Source organism: Actinomadura sp. KC216, from assembly GCF_004348535.1.
Taxonomy (GTDB): domain Bacteria; phylum Actinomycetota; class Actinomycetes; order Streptosporangiales; family Streptosporangiaceae; genus Spirillospora.
Genome location: NZ_SMJX01000502.1, coordinates 1 through 4082, shown reverse-complemented (window position 1 = coordinate 4082; position 4082 = coordinate 1). Strand labels below are relative to the sequence as shown.

The following is a 4082-nucleotide window of genomic DNA, read 5'->3' as shown; positions in this document are numbered from 1 at the left end:
CTCCCACACCTCGCCCATCCCGCCACCGCCCAGCCGCCGGTCCAACCGGTAACGGCCCGCCAGCACGGTCCTCTGCTCCATGCCGCCAAAGTATCGGGCCCGCCGGCAGAGCTACACGGCTCAACCGATTCCGACGATCACGCCTCTCAGGTCCGCACTAGCTGATGTAGATCCCGGTGTGCCGGGGTGGCAGGGCGTTCCGGTGGGCGGCTCACGGGACCGGTGGCCGTTCCGACTCGTCATGGCGTCCGGGGCGAGCCTCGGTTCCGTCCGTAGGTGCCTGCTCGGCCGTGTGGACGATGCCCCGGCACATCCCTCCGAAGGTCCGGTCGTGGAACGGCCGGAACGCCCACCAGTACGCGTGCCCCGCCAGGCCCCTGGGGTGGAACAGCGCGCGTTGCGCCAGGACGGTGCGGGAGCCGTCCCGGTGCACGCGGAACTCCAGCCAGGCCAGGCCGGGCAGACGCATCTCCGCTCGCAGCCGCAGCAGCCGCCCCGACTCGTTTTCCTCCACCCGCCAGAAGTCCACCGTCTCCCCGACGCGCAACCGGCGCGGGTCGCGGCGGCCGCGCCGCAGCCCGACCCCGCCCACCAGCCGGTCCAGGGCACCGCGGACGCGCCAGGCGATCGGGAACGAGTACCAGCCGCGTTCCCCGCCGATCCCTTCGACGACCTCCCACAACCGTGCGGGCGTCGCGTCGGTCCGGCAGGTTCGCTCGTCGGTGTAGAGGCTGCCGCCCGCCCAGTCCGGATCGGTCGGCAGCGGGTCGCTGGGCGCGCCCGGTGTGCTCGCCGACGACCATCGCGTCGCGACGTCGGCCTCGCGGACCCGGCGCAGCGCCAACGCGACAGAGCGCTCGAAACCGGTCGGCCCGTCGGGCGGCGGAGGCAGGTATTCGGCGATGTCGTTCTCGGCGCAGACGACCTCGTTGCGCAGCGACTCCACCAGCGGACGCGCGAGATCGCCGGGAACGGGCGTGATGGCCCCCACCCACAGACTCGACAACCCCGGGCTCAGGACCGGGACCGGGACGATGATCCGGTGCCTGAGCCCGGCCACGGCGGCGTAGCGTCGCATCATGTCGGCGTAGGTGAGGATGTCCGGGCCGCCGATGTCGAACCCGCGGGTCACGTCCGCGGGCAGATCGGCGGCGGACACCAGGTAGTGCAGGACGTCCCGGATCGCGATCGGCTGGATGCGCGTGTGCACCCACCGCGGCGTGACCATCACCGGCAGCCGCTCGGTCAGGTAGCGCAGCATCTCGAACGACGCCGAACCCGAGCCGATGATCACAGCGGCCCGCAGCCACACCGCGGGAACTCCGCTGCCGAGCATGATCTCGCCGACCTCGGCGCGCGACCGCAGGTGCGCCGACAGCTCCTCCTCGGGGTCCATGCCGCCGAGATAGACCAGGCGCGCGATCCCGGCCTCCCGCGCCGCGCCGGCGAAGGTGCGGGCCGCCCGGCGGTCGGCCTCCGCGAAGCCGCCCTTGCCGCCGATCGCATGGATCAGGTAGTAGGCGACGTCCACGCCGTCCAGAGCGCGGCGGGTCGACGCGGAATCGGTGGCATCGGCCTCCGCGATCTCCACGCGCCCGGCCCATGGGTGATCACGCAACCGCCGGGCCGAGCGGGCCATGCACCGCACCCGGTAACCGGCGTCCAGCAGCTCCGGCACCAGCCGGCCGCCGATATAGCCACTGGCGCCGGTCACCAGGCACAGCCGTTGCTCTGCTGCGCTCGCGTCCACCACCTGGTGAGTTTCCGCTGGGTCTCTCGCCTCGCCGCCGACCGTGCCGCCAGACCGTCGGCCCTCTCGTCCAGTTCGCCGCGCTCCCCCGGAGTCCTCCACGTGGCGCACGTCGGCCCGGACGTCGAGCGGCGACCGTGGGCGGTGGTCGAACGCGAAGCCGTGCCGATCGGGTTCTGCGGGCATGTCCATCTCCGGGTTGACCAGGTGTTCTGTGGTGACTACCCGTCTCGGCCACGGGTACCGCGAGGCGCATGGGCAAGAAGAGGACGAAAGATCCCGACGTGGAGGACGAGGAGGTGGCGGCCGAGTTCGGCAGGGTCGTCAACATGGGTCCCGAGGAACTGGAGCGCTGGCTGGAGACTGAAGAATCGTGGTCGGTCGGCCAGAAGGACGGCGGCGGGGAGTCGACCGGCCACGCGTCCGGCCGCAGGATCGTCGAGCTTCTGCGCACGAAAAGCTCGGACCTGAGCGCGCAGGACTACGCGCATATGAACAAGGTCGTCGGCTACATCCATCGCCATCTCGCGCAGTGGCCGTCCGGCGACGTCACAGAGACCAGATGGCGCTATTCACTGATGAACTGGGGCCACGACCCGCTGAAATGACGTCGCGGACCCCAGAGCCTCAGAGGTCGGGCTGAGTAGCCGGTGGGCAGCAGGTGCGCAGGTAGGTCTGCAGTTCGGTGAGTGAGCGTTCCACGGCGGCGGCGTCGATGCGGTAGTGCACTTGTTTGCCTTGCTTGCGGGAGATGAGCAGGCCGCCGCGACGCAGGAGCGCGAGTTGCTGGGACGCGGTGGGCTGGGCGATGCCGAGCCGTTCGGCGACGGTGCCGACGGTGAGTTCGATCCCGCCGGTGAACAGCTCCAGCATCTGCTGGCGCTGCTCGCTGGCAAGCGCCCGGAGGAACTCCCGCGCTTGCGAGCCGAGCTGGACGGCTTGGTCGCCGCAGCCGGGGGCGTCCGCGGCCGGCCCGCATGACGCGCTCGCCGACTGGACCGCTACCGGATCGCTCACGTGACCTCCTCCTCTGGCCGACACGATCCTACGTCACGTATTGTCATATTGACATATTGCGAAGTAACAATATATTGGCCGCATGCACTCCGACACCTCGCCCATCGCCGTCATCGGCGGCGGCCAGTCCGGGCTGGCCGCCGCACGCGCCGTGACCGCCGCAGGGCTTCGGCCACTGGTTCTCGAAGCGTCCGGACGGGCCGCCGGATCCTGGCCGGACTACTACGACAGCCTCACCCTCTTCTCACCAGCGCGTTTCAGCGCGATGCCGGATCTGCCCTTCCCCGGCGACCCGGACCGCTATCCCCACCGCGACGAGGTGGTCGCCTACCTGGAGCGCTATGCCGCGCTGCTCGCCGAGCGCGGCATCGAGATCCGCCTGAACAGCCGCGTCACCGGGGTCCGGGCGGACGGAGCCGGCTTCGTCGTCCAGATCGAAGGCGGGCAGGAGCTCGCGGTCTCGGGGGTGGTCGCCGCCTCCGGGGCCCGCCCCCTGATCCCGACGCTTCCCGGTGCGGACACCTTCACCGGCGAACTGGAACACGTCGCCGCCTACCGCAACCCCAAGCCGTACGAGGGACGGCGGGTGGTGCTGGTCGGCGCGGGCAACTCGGCGGTACAGATCGGATACGAGCTGGCCGAGGTCGCCGACGTGACCCTGGCCTCTCGGCAGCCAGTGCGGTTGATGCCACATCGTCGCCACGGCCAGGACGTCCACTACTGGGCCGTCACCACAGGCTTCGACCACCTGCCACCCACCTGGCTGGCGCGGCTGGTCCCCGGGCGGCTGGTCAACGACCCGGGACCCTATGACCAGGCGCTGCGGGACGGGAGGCTGCGCCGCCGCCCGATGTTCACTGCGCTGGACGGCGACCGCGTCATCTGGGACGACGGTGCGTCCGAGCACGTCGACGCGGTCCTGCTGGCTACCGGGTACGTGCCGAGTCTGGGCTATCTGGCCGGACTCGGCGCGCTGGACGAGGCGGGCATGCCCCTCCATGTCGGTGGGCTCTCGCTCACCCATCCCGGGCTGGTCTATCTAGGGGTGGAGTTCCAGCGCTCCTACGCCTCCAACACCCTGCGCGGCGTCGCCGCCGACGCGGACCATGTCGTCACCGCCCTGGCCGCTTACGCCGGGGGCGCACTCGCCGCCCTCGGTCTGTGACCCGAGCCGCGACGTGGACCGCCGGTCAGGTGGTGGCGAGTGAGGGGAGGGCGAACAGGCCTGAGAGGCGGGTGAGGCGTTCGGGGATGATCCGGTAGTAGACCCAGGTGCCGCGGCGTTGGCCGTCGATCAGTCCGGCTTGGCGTAGCA

The 4082-nt window shown here is 70.8% G+C and carries 4 protein-coding genes; 2 read left to right on the top strand and 2 right to left on the bottom strand.

Annotated features, from left to right (window positions below):
* Positions 1–211: 211 nt before the first annotated feature.
* On the bottom strand, positions 212–1753 hold the full coding sequence (locus E1264_RS40970; protein WP_132182707.1) for an SDR family oxidoreductase: 1542 nt from the start codon (positions 1751–1753) through the stop codon (positions 212–214).
* Positions 1754–2004: 251 nt separating this feature from the next.
* Between E1264_RS40970 and E1264_RS40965 the strand changes: the two genes are divergently transcribed.
* Positions 2005–2358, top strand: a complete 354-nt coding sequence (locus tag E1264_RS40965) for a DUF3140 domain-containing protein (protein WP_132182705.1) — start codon at positions 2005–2007, stop codon at positions 2356–2358.
* A 19-nt stretch (positions 2359–2377) separates the two neighbouring features.
* On the opposite strand, the gene E1264_RS46145 is transcribed toward E1264_RS40965, so the two are convergent.
* A complete protein-coding gene (locus E1264_RS46145; RefSeq protein WP_279492159.1) occupies positions 2378–2767 on the bottom strand; it encodes a metalloregulator ArsR/SmtB family transcription factor in 390 nt (129 codons plus the stop codon).
* An 82-nt stretch (positions 2768–2849) separates the two neighbouring features.
* Here E1264_RS46145 and E1264_RS40955 point away from each other — a divergent pair, with 82 nt between their 5' ends.
* On the top strand, positions 2850–3932 hold the full coding sequence (locus tag E1264_RS40955) for an NAD(P)/FAD-dependent oxidoreductase (RefSeq protein WP_132182703.1): 1083 nt from the start codon (positions 2850–2852) through the stop codon (positions 3930–3932).
* The last annotated feature ends 150 nt before the right edge of the window (positions 3933–4082 follow it).

Coding starts and splice junctions, on each gene's coding strand:
- E1264_RS40965 (WP_132182705.1), top strand. CDS start 2,005: ATGGGCAAGAAGAGGACGAAAGATCCCGACGTGGAGGACGAGGAGGTG.
- E1264_RS40955 (WP_132182703.1), top strand. CDS start 2,850: ATGCACTCCGACACCTCGCCCATCGCCGTCATCGGCGGCGGCCAGTCC.